Below are 19573 nucleotides of genomic sequence, written 5' to 3'. Positions count from 1 at the left end.
AGACCCCGTGACGACAACTGGGCATGGCGGTAACGGACTTGTCAAATAGTGAGTAACGTTATCTACTAGCTTCATGTCCAATGATAACAGAGCGTCGGAGATCGCGGCTCGGCTGCACCAGCGGGTAGCAGCGGCGCCTACCGGAGAGAAGCTCCCCGGGGTGCGAGAACTGTCCAGGGAATTCCAGGCGAGCGCCGCCACAGTCTCCGCTGCCCTCTCCGAGCTCAGCGCCATGGGACTGGTGCGTGCCGAGCCCGGCAGGGGTACCTTCGTGGCCGAGCGCATGCGGCTCGCCGAGCCGGACTTCGCGTGGCAGTCGCAGGCGCTCGGCCCCGCCCGTGTAGACGCCGACCGGGCATCGCGCCTGGGCGGTTACGGCACGCCCGAGCACATCCCGCTCTCATGGGGGTACCTCGCCCCCGAACTCCTCCCGCACGACGACCTGCACAGGATCGGCTCGCGAGCGGCCAAAAGCAACAGGGCATGGATGATGACCTCGCCCGCAGGATCGCCGGAGCTTCGCCGCGTACTCGCCGCCGAGTATCGAGCTGATCCCAGCGACGTGCTCATCGTCTCTGGAGGTCAGCAGGGTCTCGTGTTCACGATGCGCACCCTCGCCGAGCCGGGCTCTACCGTGATCACCGAGAGTCCGAGCTACCCCGGCGCGATCCTCGCGGCACAAAGTGCGGGCCTCACCATCGCGTCCGTACCTGCCGACAAAGAGGGAATCATCGTCGAGCGTCTCGCTGACGCGCTCGAACGCACCCGCGCCCGCGTGATCTACCTGCAACCCAGTTACGCGAACCCGACCGGCGCGGTGCTCAACCCGGAACGCCGCACCCAGGTACTCGAACTCGCAGCTCAACACGGGGCATTCATCATCGAAGACGACTGGGCCAGGAACCTCGGCATCGACGGGCGCACACCGCCAGCGCTCATCACCGAAGACGCCAACGGCCACGTCGTCACCGTCACCACGCTCTCGAAGGCCGCCTCTCCAGGGCTCAGGCTCGGTGCGGTGATCGCACGCGGCCCCGCCGGTGACCGACTCCGCGCCTCCCGCACCGCAGACGACCTCTGCGTCGCTCCCATGGTGCAAGAGATCGCCCTGAGCCTGCTCACCTCGAACATCTGGCCACGACACCTCAAGCGCCTGCGCACCGAACTCGCAGAACGCCGCGACGCCCTGGTTGCTACGATCCGTCAGGTCTTGCCGAGCGTTCGAATCCAGAGCGTACCGAGCGGAGGTATCCACCTGTGGGTGCGACTACCTCACGGGGCCGATACCAGGCAGATTAGCGCCGACGCCTACGCCGTCGGGGTAATCGTCGGAGACGGGCGACACTTCTTCGTCGACGAGCCCCCAGCCCCGTTCCTCCGTTTCTCCTACGGCGCAGCCACCCCCGCCCAGATCACTGAAGGCATCGCACGACTCGCTCGCATCATCGCCTAACGCGCCGCCGAATCGACACGGCTCAACGGCTCGATTTCACCCCTGTTCGTTTGAACGAACGCAAGCTACGCAGTCGTAGATCCAAGGGTGGTCGTTCGCGTAAACTGGTAGCACACATCGGGGTGTACTTTCCATTCCTTGCTGAGGCGCGCAGGATCACTATTACACCCTTGGGCTGCCTGTAAGGCTGGCCAGTTGTGTGTGTGGCCAGCATGCCGGTGCTTTATCGCTTGGAGCCTAGCGACCCACCGCGTAGACGTCAGTCAACGAGATAGTGCGCTTCGGCGTAGGCGACGGTCGAGTCGTACGGCTCGCCGACAGGTTTCAGCTTGTAGCGCCTGAACACCGCGGCCGCAGCCCGCCGAAGCGCTCTTCCGCGCGCTTCGGCGTTGTCGTATTGAGCAGCAAGTGTGTGCCGCACCACTTTGTCGATCTCCTCGGCCAGCCGGCGTTCCGTGACCGATAAGCCGTTCGGCGGATGATCCGCAATGATGCGCGACAGGACACCGACGTGGTCATCGTCCACGACAACAACCTCATCCGGCTTCTTCTGAGCCTCAACCACCGTCTGAGCGATCTTCAGGGCTTCGGTCAGGAACTCGAGTGCGTCGGATGCGCCTTGGATGATGCGCTCTCGCAGGTCCCGCAGCCTCTCTGCGAGCGCCACGTACTTCACTGAGTGCTCGTCGACGCCTTCGTCGAGCACTGCCTTGACGCGGTCGAGGATCTCCTTCGCAGTCGGTCGCTTCTCGTCTGTCCCATCGACCTCATCGGGCTTTTTCACCAAGTTCATCAGGTCCCGTAGCACCCGAAGACCTTGTGCGTCCAGAGTCAGCGACTCCTCCTGGGACGCAGCGACCTCGAAGGAGTGCACGTTGGCGTTGATGATATCGAGCACCATCGGGCCGAGTTCGGCGAGTCGCTCCTTGCGCTCCGTGTCCGTCGCTTTCTTGAAGAGCGTCACGTAGACGGAGCCGAAGAGCGTGAACGAGTCCCGGTAGCGGTCGACTCGCTTGTCAGTGGAAATGTATGGGAAGAGCCGAGACAGCATGAGGTAGTTGTGCTTGAACGTCGCGGCCGCTGCATCGTCGGCGTCGAGAAAGGTCGAGATGGTCCGAACTGAATCGTACGAGTTGCTGTTGATGTCGAGACCGTCGGCGTCGGCAAGGAGATCCTCGATGCGTGCGAACGCCTCGCGGAACTCGGCAAGGAGATCATCGACATCGTCGATGAATGAGCGGCCCGCGGGCGACTGAGCTTTCGACGTCGGGTCCTTGACGGCGGTTTGCACCTCATTCGCCAGGCCGATGTAGTCCACCACGGCGCCGCGCGGCTTCACATAGCCGCTGACGGGGGAGACCCAAGTTCGGTTGGGCCGGGTGATCGTCTGGAAGAGTGTGTGAGCCTTCAGTGGCTTATCGAGGTATAGGACTCCCTCGTTCGGGGCATCGAATCCCGTCATCAACTTCGCGGTGACCACCAGGAACGACAGCGGGTTCTCGGGTGCAAGGAAGCGACGCTTCTGGTCCTCCTCCTGCACCTCGCTCAGTCGGTATGGACGCATCGCAGGGTCTTCGTCCTTGGCGTCCGAGACCGAGATGTTGACCTCGGCGTTGATCGCCTCGTGGCGCGGCTTGCCATCCTTGCCAAGGACGCTCTTCAAGACCTGCTTGACCTCGTAGCCGCTCAGGATCTCGTTGATCTTGTCGGCGTAGGCGACAGCGAGTTCCCGGTTGTAGGCGACGACCTGCGCCTTCATTCCGTTGCGGTATGTGCTGGCTAGGTAGTGATCGACGATGTGCTGACAGACGACCGCGATACGATCCGGATTGGCGAAGACCGATGTCAGACGACCGAACTTGCGTGAGAGCGCTTCGCGATCTGCGTCGTCTAGGTCCTGTTCGTCGGCGAACTCGTCGAACTCCTCTTGGAGGGCTTTGTCGTTCATCTCGAAGCCGACGGGGTGCGGCTCCAAGATGACGGGGACGGTCGCCTCATCGAGGAGGGAGCGCGTCATCGAGTACCGGTGCAGGACGCGGTCGGGGTCCTTCGCGTCGCCGAAGAGTGCGAAGGTATCCGTGTGCAGGTTGCGCACCGGCGTACCTGTCATGCCGAAGAACCGCGCGTTGGGGAGTGCTGCGCGCATCCGCCCGGCCAACGAGGAATCCCTCGCCGAGTGAGTGCGGTGTGCCTCATCGGCCATCACGACGATGTTGTCGCGCAACGAGAGATTCGCCCCCGCGTCCGCGAACTTCTGGATCGTCGTCGAGATGACGCCAGCAACGCCGTCCTTGAGGAGGGCGCGAAGGCCTGCGCTCGTGGCGGGCTCGTGGAAGTGTGCGTGACCCATGGCAGAGACGAAGACGCCTGCAGTCTGACGCACGATCTGAGTGCGGTCCGAGAGCAGCACGATCGTTGGCGAGTCTGCGCGGGTGTCGTTCAGCAGGAGTGACGCCGCGAACACCATCAGCAGAGTCTTTCCCGATCCCTGATGGTGCCAGATCAGGCCCTGCTTGCCGCCATCGACGACACGCTGGTGCATGAGGTGCGCCGCCTCCTTCTGCGGATAGCGTGGCAGGTACTTGCGGTCCGACCCACCACCTGACGTGTCGAAGAGGCAGAAGTTCCCGAGGATGTCGAGCAGGTTCGCGGGGGCGAATAGCAACTCGCACGATCGCTGTACGTCGGCGAGACCGTTCAGGCTCTCCTCATCCGCGCTCGACCGGAACGGCTGCCACGAGTTGGTCGGCGCCCCGGCCCCACCGAAGCGCATTTTCACGCCGTCGGTTCCTACGCAGAAGACGTTCGGGGTGAAGAACCACGGGTACTCAGCGGCGTACACCGTGTTGATTTCTTCCGCGGCGCTTCGCCACGAGGAGTCGGAGGTAGGCGACTTCACTTCAACGACGACGAGGGGGAGGCCGTTGACGAAGTAGACCAGGTCGAATCGTCGCGAGGTCTTCCCTGGTACCGACATCGTGACTTCGTCGGAGACGACGAAGGTGTTGTTGTTGGGTTCATCGAGATCGACGAAGGTCAGGGCGTTCCACTGGTCGTCTTTGTCGCGGAACTCCTTTCCGCCTCGAAGGATGTTCAGGACTCGCTCGTTCGCCGTGACAATGCCGCCCTCGACGTTGTTCACCGTCGTGATCACTTCGTCGATCACGGCGTCGACGTCGTAGTTGGTGATGACCTTGGGGTTGAGTCGCAGTACTGCATCGCGAAGGTGCTCGGTAACGACGGTCTGCGCCTGCTGGCGAGGCAAGCTGCGCCCTGCGACGTAGGTCCACCCGATCGGGATGGACCACTCGATCATCTTGTTCTGGAACTCGCGCTCCCGAATGCCCTTCGCCATGTCAGGTGACCGTCCTTTCGGCCTGGCTGATTTCAATCTCTCGATTCAGCATTGCGCTCAGAAGCGCAGCGCGAGTAGAGCGAAGGCTCTCGACCTCGGCTCGGGCCGCCGCGACCGCCGCCTCCATTGAGTGAAGTTCCGCCACCACCTTCGCTTGCTCCTCTGGGGATGGGATGGCCACCTCCGACGCCAGCAACATGCGCCGGTTTAGGGTTCGGTTCCGCCCAGCGCCGCCTGGCGAGCACGCGGCCAGGAGTCCGACTCCACTATTGGTGGAGAACATGAAGCGGAGGAACTCGACGTCGCCACCGTCTGGGCGTCGGTAAGTCGGGAATCTGTGTGACCCGCAGTAGCCGACGATCTCGGGCGGAATGACGGCCACGGCTCCTTCCCAAGCGAAGACTATGTTGATCACCAGGTCACCGGGCTCTACCCAATAGACCTTCTTGGAACCCAGGTCCTGGCCGCTGACGGCGTCCTTCGAGAACACGCCGCGGCCATGAGAGCGGACCCCAATCTGGCGGTAGTCAGAAGTGGCGTCGACATCGACCGGCCGCTTGACCTCGTTCATCTCGTCGCCCAGGCACTTCAGCGGGGAGCTTGCTTTGAATGCTGAGAACCGGGCTTCCTTATGACCGTTCAGCAGCGCGTTGAGCGCATCAGCCTCGGCATCCAGGGCGGCGATGTGAGTGTCGATCGCGGCGACGACCTCGATGATTCTTGCCTGGGCAGCAGGCGGAGGGAGTGGGACGGCCCAAGCCTCGAAATCGGCTTCCTTCCACCTTGCTCGCCCTTCAGATCCGGCGCGGGCGAGACCGATCTGTCGCCGGACCTCAGCCTGCTGGAAGTAGAGCAACAGGAATCGCGCATCGATCTGCTTCCGATCGACTTCGTAGAGCGGGAACTCGTTTGTCGCGAGCGAGCCGTCAAGGCCGTGGGGTACGACGTCGAAGGCGCCCTTTTGCGTATCGATGCGATTGAAGACGAAGTCCCCGGCACGTGCTCGGTAGAGAGTCTTCGCCTTCACGGTCTCCGTTGTGATGGTGCCGCGACTGTAGGCACCCTTGCCGTGCCATCGCACTCCCATCGCCCGGTACTCGATGCCCGGTTGAAGGCGCACCGTCTCGCGGCGCTGCTTCGTGACTGAGCCGGCCGGAACGAAGCGCCACTCCTCACTCATCGAGCCCGTCGACCCCGGCGTCCGAGAGGACTGCGAACATTCGCTCCTCAGTCTCCTGGCGCCTGGATCGTGCGAGGTTGTATCCATCTATGAGTGCACCGAGATCCTCTTGGTCGCCTGCGATCTGCTTGATGTACCGGCTGATGCTGAGGTCGAAGATGTTGCTGTCTATCTCCTCGCGCGTTACGAAACGCGCCTGGATGCGTTCCTCAGAAGGTCGGTCGGTCAGGCCGCCTGCCTTGTACGCGGACACAGCGACAGCGATGTCGTCGTCGGCCAAAACGTTACGGAGCGTGCTCTTGGCATATCGCTGGGAAGCGTCGACGAAGAGTACGCCGTTCTGCCGGTCGACGGGCTTCGTTCCCGGCGCTCGGAACACCAGGATGCAAGTCGCGATCTCAGTGGCGTAGAAGAGGTTCTTGGGAAGACCGATCACCGCATCCAGGAGGTCGTCTTCGACTATCCTGCGCCTGATTGCCCCTTCTTGGCCCCCGCGGAAGAGAACACCATGAGGAAGGACCACACCGGCACGACCCTTGCCAGGCTTCATGGAGGCGATCATGTGCTGGACGAACGCCCAGTCTGCGGAGGTACGCGGAGCGATGCCGCCAAGTGCTCGCGGGTCGGTTTTCCACGGGGTCCACTTCAGCGAGTACGGCGGGTTTGCGACCACGACGTCGAACTGAGCGACAGAGCCATCCGGCTGCTTGAACTGCGGGTTCTTCAATGTGTCGCCAACCTCCACCTGAAACTGGGTGAGGTTGTGCATGAACAGATTCATGCGAGCGACGCCCGCAGTGTCGCCGACGGACTCTTGTCCGTAGAGGCGCAGGGAGTAGCCACGGCCTCCGTGGCTCTTCAAGAGGTTCGCGGCTGAGATGAGCATGCCGCCGGAGCCGCACGTGGGGTCGTAGACCGACTCAAAGTTCTGCGGATCGAGGATCTCTGTGATGAGCTCGACTACCTCGCGCGGCGTGAAGAACTGTCCAGCGCGGGTGCCGGAACCGTCGGAGAATCGCTTTAGGAGGTACTCGTAGGCGCCGCCCAGCACGTCGTGCGACATGTTGCCCTCGTGCATCGCAGGGACGCGGTCCATCGCGCGCATCACGCCGGTCAGGACGCTCGTGCGGAGCACCTCGTCAGAAGTCCATGCGAGCGATCCGAACAACTTCGAGAACTTGTCGGGGTTGGCGGTCTCGATGGCCCGCAAGCAGGTTCGTACCCTGGCCCCGAGCCCGGGTTGTGTGATGGTCGCGCGAACCGCTGACCAGGACGCGCGCATCTCGCCGACCTTGCCCCGCTGAATGAGCGGGATCTCGAACGACTGGTAGTCGCGGTACTCGATCTCGTGAGCCTCTTGTTCGGAGAGGTCTTCCAAGCCCTCGTTCTCCTCCAGGAACAGGGCGTGGTTGTGATCCCACGTGTCCGATAGATACTTCCAGAACATCAGTGGGAAGATCACCGAGGCGTACTGAGCCTCGGGCATCGCGACGCGCAGCTCGTCAGCAGCATCCCACAGCCGATTCTCGATCGCTGACTGCTTGATCTCTTGTGCTGCCAACTCCCCATCTTCCGTCGCTCGACACCTGACTAGATTCCGTTCACAAGCCAGTCTACTGGGCGGGCTGCGGCCCACGTGCCTGGAAGCGAACCCTTCGAGGGTGCGGAGGCGGCCCGCCTCGGGGGCTGGCTAACCGGGTAAGAGGCGGAGCTAAACCAGATAGAGAACGCAGGATCTGGAGGACAGGGAGCATCTGTCCTGGCTCCAATTCCGCTAAACTGAAGACAGCCATCTGGGGTGTACTTTCCATTCCTTGCTGACAGGAACCGAAGCGCTACACAGGGCGGTGGCACGGCGTTCGAGTGCGCGACGATCACGTTAGCGCTGGGGGAGTTGAACTCCCACGTCACCCCGACCATGCAGAGGTCGACGGTAGATCGCTTCGCGGCCCATCTCAGTCAGTAAGCGGCGCTGGCAACCCGGGGCCCTGCGTTTGAAACCGAGGGTTTCTATCCTCTACGAATCAACATGCGCGCGAGGACCTGGCACACCAGCGCAGCAGGGATCAGGAGAGCCGCCCCGGTAGCGTAATCTCTCGCGCGAAGTGGGTCACCCAGGCTTCGAAGCTCCCGGCGAGCGGACTCGGCTCCGGGCAGCATGACCGGTAATGCGGTTATGACACCCGCCGTGTACCGACGTTGCAACACCGAAGCCAACAAATGCGTACCAACGTGTGCGCGGAGTCCCGCGACCATCCCTCGGTAGAACCACGAGCGACCGTTCGACACCGCACCTCGGCGACAAGCGAGAGCGACAACAACTCCCATCAGCCCGACGGCCAGCCATGACTGGCGCTGATCCATGCGCAGCGCCTCAATGCCAGTCCGATCGGCCAGCGCATCGCAGGTGCCAGGAAAAGCCACAGCCTCCTCGACATCGTGAACAGCCCACGCGATGAAGAGATGAGCGGGGCCACGAGGGTGCATGCCATAACGCTACCAAGCACGCTGCTTCGAGGCCGTTTTGGGTGCACGCGCCCCCAGGGTAGGGCGACATTGAGCCACCCGCAGAAACCCCGGTGCGTGGCACGGCACGGCAGCCGCTAGGCCGCGTTGCTAAAGTGTGAGACAGATGGGTCGATCTGATTGGCAGGTGCTGGAATGGTCGCTGTGGAACGTCGTCGGTCGATGCTGTTGGTCGGAGCGATTCTTGCGGTGTGCTTGTCATTCGGGTTCTCGTTCACAGACACAGACGTCGTGTGGTTCTGGGTCGAGGCTCCATGGTTCGCTGCCGCGGTCGTCACACTCGGAGCAGTGCTCGCCGCGACTTACGTGGTTCTTCAGCGCCGCTCGAAGCGCCGGCGGTTATAGCGCGGGCGCTCATTGAGTTCGAGACCACCATGAACACGGCAGTGCTGGTGCTGTGACTACAAGCTGTCACCCAAATGCAGCAGACCCTTCTCGACGCGTGTGCGGGCTTCGTGTGGCTGGCGCTGGGGGCGATCGTTGGAGGGCGTAAATCAGAGGCTGACCTCCGCAATCTCTCAAACGTTGGTGCTGCGCTATCTGTCATCTGTAAGATTAAGGCCGCGTGGCTTGTCAGGCTTCGCAGCCTGATATCACTTTTTGAGATTCCGACGAAGGAGACTGCCCACAATGTCGCTGCCTGCCATTCCCGGGTTTTACCCTGACCCGAGCATCTGCCGTGTGGGGGATTCGTACTTCGTCGTGAACTCCACGTTCCAGTACCTGCCTGGTGTCCCAATCCACGAGAGCGCGGATCTGAAATCATGGCGGTTCGTTGCGAACGCGTACTCCCGTCCGGACCAGTTGGATCTGAGCGGGGCGCCCTCGAATGCCGGTATTTACGCGCCGACGATTCGTCATCATGGCGGTCGCTTCTTTATCGTGACGAGCGATCTGCTCTCTGCTCGTGAGGGGCACCTGATCGTGCATGCCGATACGGTTGAGGGGCCGTGGAGCGTGCCGGTGCGCGCATCCGGTGCGATCGGTATCGACCCGGACTTGTTCTGGGATGAAGATGGCACCTGCTATCTGACCTGGAAGGGTGTTTCTGACACGGGGCTGTCTGGCATCTTGTCGTCAGCGGTCGACCCGCTGACCGGTGATCGTCGCGGTCAGGTGCGTCAGTTGTGGCAGGGCACTGGTGTCTTGACGGACCCTGAGGGGCCGCATCTGTACCGTCGTGACGGGTTCTATTACTGCCTGCTCGCGGAGGGTGGTACGACGCGGACGCATTCGGTGACCATTGCCCGTTCTGCGAGTTTGGATGGGCCGTGGGAAGCATGCCCGGAGAACCCGGTATTCACTCACCGTGGAACGGCGTCCGACGTGCAGAACGTGGGGCATGCTGATCTGGTCGAGAACGCTGATGGGACGTGGGCTGCGGTCTATCTCGGTGTGAGGCCGCGAGGTTTCGTTCCGAAGTTCCATGTCAATGGCCGCGAGACCTTCATTGCTGATGTGCGGTGGTTGGAGGGATGGCCAGTGTTCGACGACTCCCGACCAGTTGCGGTGTTCGAGACGGGATTCGTCGACGAGTTTGGCTCTGAGGAGTTGAACGGCCGGTGGATCTCACACGGTGGAGCACAGTGGTCATTCACAAGTTCCTCTGAGCAAGGCCGCTCGATCCGACCAGTCGAGCAGAACCACTTTCTCCCGGCGTTGAGTGTTCGTGCCCGTGACGAGTATTGGAACACCGAGGTCGAGGTCACAGGGGCGGCGGCACTACAGGTCCACATGGACACGGACAACTGGGCCGAGATCGCCGTCACCGACGGGACTGCCTCCGTCATCCTCTCTTCGGTAGGGCTGCGCCATACGCTTGCGTCCGTTCCGGTAGAGGCGCCCGTCGTTGCCCTGCGAGTAAGCGCGCAAGAGTGGAGCCCTGAGATGGGGTTCAACAGTGGGCCTGATCAGCTCGTGTTCTCAGTTCTCACGGCGGACGGGCTGGTCGAGGTGGCGCGCTTTGATGGGCGATTGCTGTCCACTGAGGTGACGGCAGGCTTCACTGGCCGGGTTGTTGGGGTGCGGGCCCTCGATACGAGCTGCGTTCTTCGACGTTTCAGTTATCAGCCGGTCGTCTCGTCAGGCGCCGCTGACGCGACCGAGAACCCCTTCAACGCTTGAGCTGGGGGTAGGGATCGCGCTGACCTTGGACGCTGCTCCGTAGTTCAAAGGGGGCTCGAGAGTCGCAGGGGAATGGCGAGCGTCAAGGTTGGATCATCGATGATGGCTTGCCTGACTGCGGTTCGCAGCGTCATTTCTAATGGGTACACGTCCGTCGCGGGTACCTCTGCGGTGAACCTGACGGTCACGGCGCTCCCGTCGAACGCGACCACACCCACGCACTCCGGCACGGCCTCGGGCCTTACAGGTGGGAGGTGCCGTGATAGCGCATCAGAGATCGCTGAGGTGACGACTTCGTCAGCATGGGAGAGTACGGTGTCGGGTGCCAAGGCGATATCAAGGACCACCTTTCGCCAGGATCGGGTGCCGTTGCCGATTCGGTCAATCTCACCATTACGGATAGACCAGAGCATCCCTGTCAGATCACGAACCTGCGTGACTCGGATGCCGACGCTCTCCACAACGCCTGTCGCCATGCCGGTGTCGACGATGTCGCCGACATCAAGCTGATCCTCGAAGATCATAAACAGGCCCGCCATGACATCCTTGATGACATTCTGCGCACCGAACGTAAGTACTGCCGCGAGTACCCCGGCTGACGCGAGAATCGCGGTGAGATTGACCCCCAGTAGCCCCAGGATCACTACTGTAGCGACTGCTACTTGGGTCCATATGACGACATTGACCGCCACAGTGCTCGCTGTTCGAGCGCGGCGCACCAGTTGCTCATGAGCTGCCACTGCGCGGACGTCTGTCTTGTCTCGTTTGTCCGCACGGCGAACTAGGCGGGCTGCTGCTCGGCGGATCACAGTCGTGAGAACGATGGTGTTCACAGCGATCACGACGGCCACGAGTGCGATCAGTAAGGGCACCCGATAGGTCCCGAGAAAGCTCGCTAGGTCTCCCCACATTCCCACTGACCACCCCTTGCCGCCGCGTCACGCGCGACATCGACTCATATCTGTCAGGTGACAGATTACCGGGGCCGACTAGCTGACAGACTTATCGGGGATGCGAGGGTTCTGTTCAGCACGGCGGACGAGGCCACGAAAGACTTGGTCCCGCGTGGCGACCCACTCTTCCCATCGATCGACAGGTTCCAAGTCGCGCAGCCATCGCGACCGCAACGCGTCCGCGAGAAGCGCCAGCATCGTTAGCGCCGCTTCGGGATCCTCGAACTCGCGCTCCGCCAACTCTCGAGTGATCGGCAGGGGCTGGATCGCGGACCGTGGATAGAGCCCGTGTGCGGGATGACCCGGCGCCAGAGACTCTGCTTCGAGAGCGTCAAAGTTCCGAGTCTCGGCAGCTTTGTCCGTGTAGTAGAAGTCGATGAGCGCATCGGCGAGCATCTGTAAAGTTAGGCCATCGCCTGCGCTGCTAACGATCTTAGCGATCGCTTCCCGCCCGACTCGCGCGCGCTCATCGATCACTGCGCGAAGCAAATCACCGAGAGTTGGAAAGTGGTAACTCAAGCCGGGAGCTGACATCTCACATCGTCGCGCCACTGACCGAAGACTCAGGCCATGCGGACCGTCCTCAGCGATCATCCGCATCGTTACCGCGACGATCTCCGCTCGCCGCACCGCCGGCGCCAGCCTTCGACCCATTACGCTCCCAAAATCAGGGACTCCACATAGTCATTATTCTTGCAGCAGGCAGCGCTACAGGCAGACCGGCTCCCCGCGGCAATGAGTTTCGCCGACCTCTCTTGCGGCCGCTCTCAGGTCGCGGGCGTCGAAACTTCCCACCCGCATCGGTGCGTCGGTGGTCGTGCTCGCCTTTGAATCCAGGTCCGAGACTGTCCAACCGTGGAGGAGCTCCCCGGAGCAAGCGTGTCGACTTGCACGGCAAAATCTGAGCTCGATCATCAAGCCTGCGCGATCCTCGGGATCACGGACTTACTGCCCCAACTCGGCCAGCTGATCAGTCCTGTTCTGCGGGTGCTGGCGTTATGCTGAGTACATCCAACGAGGTGTGCTTTCCATTCCTTGCTGATGGGAACCGAAGCGCTACACGGCGTTTGTGGGCACCGCATGAACGCGAGTTCTACGCTGGCTGAATGAGCGAACTCCACGTACACCTAGATCGAGTGCAGGACATCGTCACCCGTGCGAGTGCCTTCAGAGACAAGGAAGCGTCCGACCCGGAGGCGTTCTCCAAGACGGTCGTTGAAGACCTAGGTGTTCTCGCCGCGGCGATCGCAGAACTCATCAGGCGGTCAGAGAACTGAGAGCCGCCGGGGCCTTCAAGGCTGCGTCTTCAGATGTCGAAGATGTGCGGTAGCGCCTCTGTGGTTGGCGCAACGAGCTGGTGCAGCCTGCCAAGTCCCAGCCCTTGTCGAACTCCCTCGGGATCCCCGACGTATTCACCATCGAGGTGGTAGCGGAGGTAGCCGTAAAAGGAGTCCGTGTTCGTCTCTAGGCGCGGAACTGGGTCTACGTTGAGGATGCGGCGCCGAGAGTCGCTTCCCATCCATCTGAGAAGACTCTCGTTGACATGTGCGTCACGGAACGAATAGCCAACAACTACAAGCACCTCGGCGTTGTCAAGGAGGTCGCCGAGTTTGCGAAAGAGCGCGGGCCAGGGGCCGTCGGCGCGAAGCTTGTTGCCCGCACCGAAGATCTGGTCGCTATTGATCTGGTTGATCGGTGAGGGAGTATTGAGTCCGTCTACCTCATAGAGGCGTCGAAGCGGCACGTCATTGACTGGCTCTCTCACTCGCCCGTTACGCCATCCGAATGAACCGTGCAGCTTCAGCAAGGGGATCGAGTTGGCGGAGAATGACCAATTCAGTCCGCCGTCCCAGTCGTCGGCTCCTGTCGAGACCGGTACACCAAACATCGCGCTGGCCCGCTCAACCAGCATGTCGTAGTTCAGAGTGATGATTGCTTGCGGTCGGTAGTCGAGCATTGGCTTGAAATGTGAAAGGTCGGCGTCTTTACACCTCTGGTCGATGATTCCGAACGTTGCCGAGGCGAGCCGATGCAGAATCCAGTCCGCCGCTTGCTTGAAGCGTCTTCTGCCATCGGGCGTCTCGTCGTAGCCTCCGAGCGGTCGAAAACCAGTTATCCAGTGGCGCGTGGGGTCTTCATCCTGCTCCGCCAAGGTTCGCAGGGAATCTTGGAGCGCTTCGATGTCACCGCCGTTCTCGTAGATCGACGTGAGCGTAGGAGAGACGTCACGCCAGAGCCGCGCACCGAGAGCGTCATCAGCCATCTGTTCGTCGAGCTGTTCGATGACGAGCTTGGCCAGCTCTCGGGCTAGCGGTGCCGCAGGAGCCGACGCGCCGGCACCAAGCAGCAGCGAAACGCGCCCTACGGACTCTCGAAGCCATTCGTGCATGGTTCCGGTATAGCATTCACCCGCTGATCTGCCCTGTCAGGCAGTCGGCGAGAGCTAGAATGAGAACACCCAATCGAGGTGTACTTTTCATTCCTTCGCTTCGTGGAGGCGACGGTGATCGCGGCTACACTGAGGATCCACACCGGGGTGTAGTTTCCATTCCTTGCTGATAGGAACCGAGGCGCTACAACGACGTGGGTGGTGTGCTTTCCTAATCCCGCACCTCGGCCTGGCTCGTAGGCGAAACCAGTCGTATTCGCCTACAGCGATAGCCTTTGACCATGGATCCGATCTCGCTCGCAGCGTTGCTGCCGCCGGACTTCGATCCGACCCAATGCAAACTTCACTTCGCTGTGTTCAACGGTGAGTCTCATCCGATCGACGCCCTCGGCAGCGACCCGGATCAATGGCAGCGCTGGAACTCGTGGCGCAACGTAAACGACGACTTCAACCGACAGTTCATCTTCTCGCTCGCACAGGACCGACACGACCCGACGCTCTGGCTGTTCGGTGGCATCTGGGAAGTAGTGGGACGTCGCCCCGAGCCGCGGCAGCACTCCTACGATGTTGTTCTTCGCGACGACCTCATGGGCCCGTACATCAAGAGGCTCTACGTGCGAGTGGTACTTGCAGGTCGCAACCGCCGCCGGAACATGGAGGCGTGTCTCAACGACATGACTGTTGCGATGATCGCTGAGGAACCCTTCGGCGGTGATCCATTCCCGGGGCATGACCGCATCAATCACTCGCTAGCTGAAATCCAAGCGATCGTGAAGCAGGGGCGACCCGACTGGCGGATCGCTTTGGAACACATGAAGGGCGTCTACGTCATCCACGACACTGTGACGGGCGAGCCCTACGTCGGTTCAGCGTATGGCGACACCGGGATCTGGCAACGCTGGTCCTATTACGCGCACACACTCCATGGCGACAACGTCGGGTTGAAAGCTCACCTTGCTGCGACGGGAGAGGAGTACTTCCGAAGGACGATGCGATTCGCTCTGCTGGAGTTCTGGTCGATGCGAACTGACGACCAACATGTAATCGACCGCGAGACCTATTGGAAGAGGGTCTTGATATCCAGGTCCCTCGGTGACAACAGGAACTAAGGTTTCTGTGACCCAACCCGCAATCCCGTGAACCACTCTCAGCCCGCGTTCATCCCATGTTGGCCTGACCTGACGGTGAACACCAATCAGAAGCTCTACCCGAACGCGTTGGCAGATCACGAGAGCTAATATTGGCATTATGTGTAACTCGCTACGCGACCCGCGATGTGGTGATGGATAGCACTGGAGAAATCCCGCGAGCATTGTCGCAGGCTGATCGGACGGCATTTTCGGTAGCGCTTCTCCGATTCTTCGATGAGCTTGAACCGCTCATTTTGAGTGGTTTCGGAGAAGAGCTTGCTGGGTCGCGAGCTGAACGATTGGCAAAAGGGAGCTTCGGATCCCGCTCGCAGGGACCATACCCGGGACGAAATGCTCTTGAAACCGTGCTCTTCGCGACGCTGGCAGGGCTTGACCACTCACGCCTGCTCGCGAGATCGCTCCTTCACGAAGACGCAGCCTTTTCGATTGCAACTCTCACGCGCGGGGCGATCGAGGCATATGCGCGTGCTTGGTGGATGATCGAGCCGGAAGATGATCGAGAGATGGTGGTTCGGTGGCTTTCCGGGCTCGCATCGGAGCTGGATACTTTTGCACGCGTAAAACCCGATGCAGTCCTACATGAGATGCGCGGACGGGACTCAAATGCGCCAGTTGCACTTCAAGGAGTGCTTGACGATATCGAGCGCCTTACAGGAAGTCGTACGCCGAGAAAAGTGAGCTACACAGCGCTGGCCGCGACGCTGGCAGACCAGTGGAAAGCGAACGGTCGTGTCGTGTACTCCGATCTATCCGGGGTCGCGCATGGCGAATCGCTTGGGCTTCACGGGTTCGTGGAGGCCGACGATGAAGCGGGCTTATACCGTGTGGAACTCAGTGGTCGGTGGGGAGTCATGAGCGCGCAATGGGTGCTTTCGGCCTCGACGTTGGTGAGCCGCGAAGTTCTCAAGTTACTCGGCAGAGAGTTTTGTCCCACGCACCCCTGTGCTGCTGCTCACGATGCCGCAGCACAGGTGCTTGCCTCTGCTCGACGTCGTATTCTCGGCTTCGGCACAGCCTCAGGAAGCTGACACGGAACACCACAGCCCTACCGTTGCCCAAATTCTCGACGCGATGATCTTCGTCAGTCCGATCGGTAGTCAAACAAAACGATCTTTGACCGCCAGCCGTTGCGGAGGGCAGGCACATTTAGTGAGGTGTCTCGATGCCGTCCGTCGTGGAGAGACAAGAAGAGGGGGGTGTCTCACGTCCATGAGATAATCCGCGTATGGGGCGAGTAAGGGTCATAGCAGCGGCGGATCATCTTGATCGGTTCATCACCAGCCCTCGCGCGGGGCTGCTCGAACTTGTATGGAACGCTCTGGATGCGGACGCAGACGAGGTTCATGTAGATCTTCAGCTTGGGGGGATTGGCGGCATCGAGGCCGTGAGCGTCCGTGACAACGGTACTGGCCTCCCTGCTGACCGTGCTGAGAATGAGTTCGGGGCGCTTGGCGGCTCATGGAAGCGCCTTGCGCAATCGACTCCGAAGGGACGAGCCCTGCACGGACGTCTCGGTGGTGGTCGGTTCGCAGCGTACGGACTTGGGCACGAATTGCGGTGGGAATCGATCAATGACGCCACGACGGGTCGAAAGCTCGTTGTCATTCGAGGTTCGAGGGGCAGCGCTCATGAGTTCGATGTAGAGGTATCGGAATCCGACGCGGAAGCTACAGGCACAACAGTCACGATCACTTCCCCGACGGACGCAGCTTTGAAGTACGTGGACTCTGATCGCGTCATCGAAGACCTCACGAAGGCCCTTGCGGTATACATCACGCAGTACCAGCCGACGGTCTACTTTCGAGAGCGCGAGATTCGACCGGCTGACCTAATCGAGGAAACCACTCCCGTTGATCTCGAAGTCGTTATTGACGGTACCCGGGTCTCGATACCGATGTCCATCATCGAGTGGAAGTCGAACTACGACCGAGGGTTGTATCTCTGTGATGAACGAGGTGTCGCTCTCCACGAGATGAAGCCCGGTATTCAAGCGCCAGGCCATCACTTCACCGCTTACGTCAAGTGGGATGGATTTGCTGAACGCGTCCACGACCTAATGATGGAGGGCGCGATGGGCGAGCCAATCAGCTCGGTCATCGACGCCGCGCAAGACAAACTTCGGGAGCACTTTAAGAAGCGACGCGATGAGCGATATAGCCGGATGATCGAGTCATGGAAAACGGAAGATTCATACCCTTTCCGGCCGGATGAAAACGGTAGCGCACTCAAGACCGCTACACGCGAGTTGTTCGACATCGTTGCTATCGCTGCTGCCCCCGCCGTTGAGAAGACGGATATCGCCTCCCGAAAGCTCTCGCTTCGGCTGCTCAAAGAGGCGCTCGAGCACAGCCCCGAGACAGTACACACACTGCTTGAAGAGGTAGTCAATCTCTCAGAGCAAGATGCCGAAGACCTGCGAAGCCTGATTGACAAGACTTCCCTCGCCGGAGTCATCTCATCTGCGAAGACCATTTCTGACCGACTTGAGTTTTTGGCATCCCTGGAAGCGATCATCAACGAGCCAGATTTGAAGCGGGTCGTCAAGGAACGTTCTCAACTTCACCGCATCCTCGCGAAGGAAACATGGGTGTTCCGTGAGGAGTATGCGCTAGTGGGTGACGACCAAACCCTTCGGACGGTGCTGCGTAACAACCTTGGCATTCTTGGCGGTGAGGTCGTCACAGTTGAAAGTGTTGAAGCCGCAGAAGTCACGGACCCGGATGGGCATGTGCGCGTAATCGACCTCATGCTCAGCGCGGTTATCAAGTCACGTGAGAGCGACCGTGAGCATATCGTTATCGAACTAAAGCGCCCCAGTCAGCACATCGGACAGGACGAAATTCGACAGATCGAGAACTATGCCGAGACGGTAGCAAGTGACACAAGATTCGCCGAAACAGACACCAAATGGGAGTTCTGGATCATCGGTGACAAGATCGCAAACAACGCGAAACTCCGAACCCGTCAGAGCGGGCGCGAGAGGGGCGTCACGCTCGAAAGCGACTCACCGAGAATCAAGGTTCGCGCTGTCACCTGGGCGCAGGTCATTCGTGACGCAAAGCACCGCCTCCAGTTCGTTCGTGAGTCCATGGACTACGACCCGACTACAGAAGCCGGGATCGAATACTTGAAAGTCAGGCACGCGGAGTATCTGCCGGATGTACTGAAAGTGGATCCCGACAAGGATCTGTCGCCGCTTCCGGCGCCGGAAGCTACGGGTGCCGACGGCGTAGATTCTGTTGCCCCGGCCGAAAACTCGCCTGCCGCGATCGCCGCAGTCTGACCGCAACCTACAACATGCGTCGCCACAGTCTCAGTATCCGCCTATTGGCCGGCCTTGGTGGCTCCCTGCTCGTAGGCATTGCGATGCTCGCAGGCTCGTGGTTGCTGAGCGGATCGGAAAACTGGGCTTGGGGGAGCGACGCGCTCCTCAACGTAGGATCAGCGATTCTGCTCTTTGCGCCACTGCTTCTGCTCACCGAATGGTTGTTGGAGCGTCGTGTTCGCGATATCGAGGAGGATGCCGAGGAGACGCGCCAGGTGGTACGGCAAACTCAGCGTGAGGTAGGTGAGGCTCAAGCCCGAATCTCTGAACTGATCGACTACAACACGGCTGAAGGGCGTGAGGAAGCCGCCCGCCAACTGGACGAGGTCGTTCGCGAGGCAATGTTCAAGGAACACAACGACTTCGATGCCCTCTACGCTTCACTCGCCGGCGAACAGAACATCACGCCATTTGCGCACGCCCTCCGGTCCGGCATCGACCGAAAGCTAATCAGTAAGACCGGTGTGCGAGTGGAGTTGCTGTACTCCGAACTCCACCTGCGTTTCGAGCTGCGCGATGACAACGAAATCGACCTGCATATCGAATCGGATAACGGCGAGATTCTTGCCACGGTTCAGTGGCGAGCAGGCCGTACCATCGCGGAGGTACTCACCGACGTCTCGACTATCGCTAGCGGGCTCCCCGGATTCGATGGGATGGATAAGTTCTTTGCGGGTCAGACGCCCCGTCAGCTCGGGGAGACACTGATGTACGCAGCTCGGTTCAGCCCTCAGATGACGGGCAGTTACGACATCTATAAAGTGATGGAGATAACGGGAGAAGGATGGGTGATTGTCGAGCGTGGACTTGTCCCCAAGTCTGCTCGTCCATACATGATTGATTTTGATGGGGCAGCTCCCATTGACTGGGATGAGCACATTCTGAACAAGCCCTGGCCCGAGAGCCCCTATTTTCCCACCACAATGCGCTGGGCCGGTGAAATGAGAAATAGGCGACTCTCACTCCCATAGCACGGCTCATCTCGCCGAGGCACGGCGTGCGAACCCTACCTATTCGCCGCACGCGGTGCTGGCTCCGCGAAAGGCCATGAATACTCGCAGCGGCGTGAACGCGGCTTCTCCTCACATTGTCGAGAGATCACAGCGTAGTTTGGGGT

Annotated in this window: 14 protein-coding genes and 1 pseudogene; 7 read left to right on the top strand and 8 right to left on the bottom strand. The window is 60.7% G+C overall.

Annotated features, from left to right (window positions below; genetic code table 11):
- Positions 1-73: 73 nt before the first annotated feature.
- The gene (locus tag ACYVG2_RS14310; protein WP_434142314.1) at positions 74-1453 is read left to right on the top strand and encodes an aminotransferase-like domain-containing protein; all 1380 of its coding nucleotides are present in this window, start codon (positions 74-76) and stop codon (positions 1451-1453) included.
- A gap of 259 nt (positions 1454-1712) precedes the next feature.
- Here ACYVG2_RS14310 and ACYVG2_RS14305 read toward each other — a convergent pair whose 3' ends face one another.
- The 4 genes from ACYVG2_RS14305 to ACYVG2_RS14290 all read right to left on the bottom strand — a co-directional run bounded on the left by ACYVG2_RS14305 (position 1713) and on the right by ACYVG2_RS14290 (position 8475).
- Complete coding sequence (locus ACYVG2_RS14305) at positions 1713-4808, bottom strand: type I restriction endonuclease subunit R (protein WP_460781615.1); 3096 nt, start codon at positions 4806-4808, stop codon at positions 1713-1715.
- Position 4809: 1 nt separating this feature from the next.
- Entirely contained in the window at positions 4810-5988 is a 1179-nt protein-coding gene (locus tag ACYVG2_RS14300) for a restriction endonuclease subunit S (protein ID WP_460781614.1), read from the bottom strand.
- Complete coding sequence (locus ACYVG2_RS14295) at positions 5981-7624, bottom strand: type I restriction-modification system subunit M (protein WP_460781613.1); 1644 nt, start codon at positions 7622-7624, stop codon at positions 5981-5983. Before ACYVG2_RS14295 ends, ACYVG2_RS14300 begins: the two co-directional genes overlap by 8 nt.
- Before the next feature lie 374 nt (positions 7625-7998).
- Positions 7999-8475, bottom strand: a complete 477-nt coding sequence (locus ACYVG2_RS14290) for an HXXEE domain-containing protein (protein WP_460781612.1) — start codon at positions 8473-8475, stop codon at positions 7999-8001.
- Positions 8476-9144: 669 nt separating this feature from the next.
- Here ACYVG2_RS14290 and ACYVG2_RS14285 point away from each other — a divergent pair.
- Positions 9145-10638, top strand: a complete 1494-nt coding sequence (locus ACYVG2_RS14285; protein WP_460781610.1) for a glycoside hydrolase family 43 protein — start codon at positions 9145-9147, stop codon at positions 10636-10638.
- Between the two features lie 44 nt (positions 10639-10682).
- Here ACYVG2_RS14285 and ACYVG2_RS14280 read toward each other — a convergent pair whose 3' ends face one another.
- From ACYVG2_RS14280 to ACYVG2_RS14270, 3 genes and pseudogenes are all read right to left on the bottom strand, one after another.
- A complete protein-coding gene (locus ACYVG2_RS14280; protein ID WP_460781609.1) occupies positions 10683-11489 on the bottom strand; it encodes a mechanosensitive ion channel family protein in 807 nt (268 codons plus the stop codon).
- A 138-nt stretch (positions 11490-11627) separates the two neighbouring features.
- Positions 11628-12068 carry a hypothetical protein gene (locus ACYVG2_RS14275; protein ID WP_460781959.1) on the bottom strand — a complete coding sequence of 147 codons (441 nt, stop codon included), beginning with the start codon at positions 12066-12068 and terminating at the stop codon, positions 11628-11630.
- Positions 12069-12077: 9 nt separating this feature from the next.
- A pseudogene (locus tag ACYVG2_RS14270) lies at positions 12078-12245 on the bottom strand (TetR family transcriptional regulator); the annotation flags it as partial.
- A 452-nt stretch (positions 12246-12697) separates the two neighbouring features.
- Here ACYVG2_RS14270 and ACYVG2_RS14265 point away from each other — a divergent pair.
- The gene (locus ACYVG2_RS14265) at positions 12698-12868 is read left to right on the top strand and encodes a hypothetical protein (RefSeq protein WP_460781608.1); all 171 of its coding nucleotides are present in this window, start codon (positions 12698-12700) and stop codon (positions 12866-12868) included.
- Between the two features lie 29 nt (positions 12869-12897).
- Here ACYVG2_RS14265 and ACYVG2_RS14260 read toward each other — a convergent pair whose 3' ends face one another.
- Positions 12898-13980, bottom strand: a complete 1083-nt coding sequence (locus tag ACYVG2_RS14260) for an SIR2 family protein (protein WP_460781607.1) — start codon at positions 13978-13980, stop codon at positions 12898-12900.
- Between the two features lie 281 nt (positions 13981-14261).
- On the opposite strand from ACYVG2_RS14260, the gene ACYVG2_RS14255 reads away from it, so the two are divergent.
- From ACYVG2_RS14255 to ACYVG2_RS14240, 4 genes are all read left to right on the top strand, one after another.
- Complete coding sequence (locus tag ACYVG2_RS14255) at positions 14262-15089, top strand: GIY-YIG nuclease family protein (RefSeq protein ID WP_460781606.1); 828 nt, start codon at positions 14262-14264, stop codon at positions 15087-15089.
- A 386-nt stretch (positions 15090-15475) separates the two neighbouring features.
- Positions 15476-16159 carry a hypothetical protein gene (locus tag ACYVG2_RS14250; RefSeq protein WP_460781605.1) on the top strand — a complete coding sequence of 228 codons (684 nt, stop codon included), beginning with the start codon at positions 15476-15478 and terminating at the stop codon, positions 16157-16159.
- A gap of 197 nt (positions 16160-16356) precedes the next feature.
- On the top strand, positions 16357-18414 hold the full coding sequence (locus ACYVG2_RS14245) for an ATP-binding protein (protein ID WP_460781604.1): 2058 nt from the start codon (positions 16357-16359) through the stop codon (positions 18412-18414).
- A gap of 83 nt (positions 18415-18497) precedes the next feature.
- Positions 18498-19427 carry a hypothetical protein gene (locus ACYVG2_RS14240; protein ID WP_460781603.1) on the top strand — a complete coding sequence of 310 codons (930 nt, stop codon included), beginning with the start codon at positions 18498-18500 and terminating at the stop codon, positions 19425-19427.
- The last annotated feature ends 146 nt before the right edge of the window (positions 19428-19573 follow it).

Source organism: Microbacterium shaanxiense, assembly GCF_054779995.1.
Note: the sequence above shows the minus strand (reverse complement) of the source record. Positions and strands in the feature narration are given on the sequence as shown.

Excerpts from the sequence above, each read along its gene's own strand:
- ACYVG2_RS14310 (WP_434142314.1), top strand. The coding sequence starts at position 74 with ATGTCCAATGATAACAGAGCGTCGGAGATCGCGGCTCGGCTGCACCAG.
- ACYVG2_RS14305 (WP_460781615.1), bottom strand. The coding sequence starts at position 4,808 with ATGGCGAAGGGCATTCGGGAGCGCGAGTTCCAGAACAAGATGATCGAG.
- ACYVG2_RS14300 (WP_460781614.1), bottom strand. The coding sequence starts at position 5,988 with ATGAGTGAGGAGTGGCGCTTCGTTCCGGCCGGCTCAGTCACGAAGCAG.
- ACYVG2_RS14290 (WP_460781612.1), bottom strand. The coding sequence starts at position 8,475 with ATGCACCCTCGTGGCCCCGCTCATCTCTTCATCGCGTGGGCTGTTCAC.
- ACYVG2_RS14285 (WP_460781610.1), top strand. The coding sequence starts at position 9,145 with ATGTCGCTGCCTGCCATTCCCGGGTTTTACCCTGACCCGAGCATCTGC.
- ACYVG2_RS14265 (WP_460781608.1), top strand. The coding sequence starts at position 12,698 with ATGAGCGAACTCCACGTACACCTAGATCGAGTGCAGGACATCGTCACC.
- ACYVG2_RS14260 (WP_460781607.1), bottom strand. The coding sequence starts at position 13,980 with ATGCACGAATGGCTTCGAGAGTCCGTAGGGCGCGTTTCGCTGCTGCTT.
- ACYVG2_RS14255 (WP_460781606.1), top strand. The coding sequence starts at position 14,262 with ATGGATCCGATCTCGCTCGCAGCGTTGCTGCCGCCGGACTTCGATCCG.
- ACYVG2_RS14245 (WP_460781604.1), top strand. The coding sequence starts at position 16,357 with ATGGGGCGAGTAAGGGTCATAGCAGCGGCGGATCATCTTGATCGGTTC.
- ACYVG2_RS14240 (WP_460781603.1), top strand. The coding sequence starts at position 18,498 with ATGCTCGCAGGCTCGTGGTTGCTGAGCGGATCGGAAAACTGGGCTTGG.